Here is a 2,411-nt window from a genome sequence, read left to right as displayed (position 1 = left end):
CGTTACCTGCAAGCTGAAAAATGAGAATCCGAAACAACATACTAATAATAATGATTTTGCTTTTTTGCTCTTGCAATGAGAAAGCTGAAAAGCAAAAACCTGAACTGAATTCGGAACCAAGCATTGAAACTAAAACTGAATTAAAAAAGGAATCGGAATTAGAGGTTGACTACTCATTATCTGCTGAACTTTTTGCAAAAGACGTTTTGAAAGAAAATTATAGAGAACACTCTTTTGAGGCAACAGATTTGAATAAACCAAAACATACTGAAATTTTTGACAACGTTGGACTTAAAGATATAATTGCTTATTCAAATAAAAACTATCCGAAAAATAGTGAACCAAATTATTACGAGCATTTTATTCTTTTTGTCGCGAACTATCAGAGCGAATTGAATGCATTAAAAACTTTTGCTCTTATAGAAATGACTTCTAAAGAAAAACCAGCTGAATATTTATTGACTAATAAAAAATTTGTTCAGAGAATTAATGCACTTAAAATCGGAACAAAACCAGGCGGAATGATAATCCAAAAAGGAAATCAAATATTTAGTTTAGTAAAGACTTGTCGAGAAACACCTATAGGTGGAACTTGGAGTAATTATGAAAAGAAATTTATCAAATATTTGACAAAACAAGGAGACGAAGAATTTAAGGTTTTGAATTCTAATTGCGGAATGGATAAATATGAATTAAAAACAATACAAGCCAGCAGGTAACAATGTATAACCGCAATTACGGCGGATTCGACTACGTCCGAATCCACTCGGAATTGCTAAGGTCTGTGCCAAACCGAAAATAATCGCTAATTTAACCCGTAACTGACGGTTATACGAGACCGTTGTAGTGCATTTAAGAAAAACTTGAAGTCGAAGTAAAAATATGATTGTATTTGAAATTATTGGAGATATTTTAGCTCGAATTTTCGTTGAGATAATATTCGAAGGAATCATTGTTGGAACTTATAGACTTCTAAAAAAAGGTGTTGAGTGGATTAAAGTGAAGATTTTTGGATTTCAACCCAAACCAATTGACCCGCAAAAAGCACGCGAAAAAAAATTACTCTATAAGAATATTGAGTTGACCGAAAATCTGAATTCTGTTCTGAAAGCAGGACAAAACGGAGCAATCTTGGAAGTAATCAATCAGGATAAAGTTTTTGCAGAATTTTACGACAGAATAGGAAATCAAATAGAATGGAATAATAAACTTGTATTTGAAATTAAAATGAATCAATTCAAACTAAAAAAATAAAAAAACGCACTACAACAATGTATATAAAAAATAGGCGAAATAGTGCAAAATTCAAAGCTTTTGGCTCGTATCAAAAGTTGTGCTTAACCGAAAGTTTTGTGCTTCGAAATCGCCTACTTTTCATATACTAACCGTTATGTGGCATTTTTCGCCTCGCGTTTTTTGAGACGAATAATAAAAACCGGAACTTTTCGTTTACTATAAAACATTTACAATGGAAAAATATTTTATCAAATCGATTACAGTTTTTTGTTTCCTAATCTTTATTGTTTCTTGCGACAGACCAATATGTAAAAATACAAATCCAATATTCGATAAATTCTCACCCGACAGAAAAGAATATAAAGATGAATTGGTTAAGAAGTTAGAGAAAATTGACAAAACCAAACTGACATATTGGATGGAAAGTTATCAAGAAATTGGCAAGTCACAATTTATCTACGTCAATATTCAAGGCGATGGATTGTGCGCTAAAATTGTCTTGACAATAGAATCATCTAAAAAAGGAATTGAAGGAATACTTAAAAATAAAGGCGACGGTTATATCGGTGCCGAACTGGAAAATCTAAAGTTTGAAATTAAAAAAGATAGCACGTCAACAGAATTTGTGTTTAAAGAAATTAGTGGAATTGTTGACTAAAAAAACGCCACATAACAGCTGTTTTGATATAGTGGGGTTTTAGTGGAATTACCGTTTCGCATCAATTTTTCTGCAAAGCAGAAAGTTGAAAAGTTACGAATTCCCCACCATCTCAAAGCAGCGGGACGTTGTATACAATATATTTTCCGAACTTACGCTGAAAGCTTCTCTCCTATTTTTTCTGAATAATTATTACCGAAAATCTTGCGTGAAAATTTAAAACCGAACCGAACTTTGTCGATAAATTTTGTGTTGAAATTACGTTTTCGGGAAAATTCGCTGTGAAACTAAAACCTGAAACTAAACGTTGTGTGAAAATATGCTTTGCGTGACAATCCAAACTTTGTGGATAAACGTTGCGTTGAGTTTTTAAGTTCCGAAAATATTATACTGTATACAACAGCGGTTTAAAAATATGGCTGGTTTTGGATTTTCCTGCGGAAAATCCGCTGTTGAATGGAATGTTTTGTTATATTTGTAATGGCTTGGTGTTGAATTTACGCCACAATTTTTAAGC

Annotated in this window: 3 protein-coding genes; all 3 read left to right on the top strand. The window is 32.3% G+C overall.

From position 1 onward, the window contains the following. The first annotated feature begins 50 nt into the window (after positions 1–50). The 3 genes from GFJ94_RS03040 (at position 51) to GFJ94_RS03030 (ending at position 1,894) form a co-directional block, all read left to right on the top strand. Positions 51–719, top strand: a complete 669-nt coding sequence (locus GFJ94_RS03040; protein WP_153199287.1) for a hypothetical protein — start codon at positions 51–53, stop codon at positions 717–719. A gap of 163 nt (positions 720–882) precedes the next feature. Beyond that, positions 883–1,254 (top strand): hypothetical protein, encoded by a 372-nt coding sequence (locus GFJ94_RS03035; RefSeq protein ID WP_153200120.1) that lies wholly within the window; start codon positions 883–885, stop codon positions 1,252–1,254. Between the two features lie 214 nt (positions 1,255–1,468). Further along, on the top strand, positions 1,469–1,894 hold the full coding sequence (locus GFJ94_RS03030; protein ID WP_153200119.1) for a hypothetical protein: 426 nt from the start codon (positions 1,469–1,471) through the stop codon (positions 1,892–1,894). Positions 1,895–2,411 lie beyond the last annotated feature (517 nt).

The organism is Flavobacterium sp. LMO8 (genome assembly GCF_009495755.1).
In the GTDB taxonomy this organism is placed as follows: Bacteria; Bacteroidota; Bacteroidia; order Flavobacteriales; family Flavobacteriaceae; genus Flavobacterium.
The sequence above is the reverse complement of the archived record's forward strand: the minus strand, read 5'-3'. Positions and strand labels throughout refer to the sequence as shown.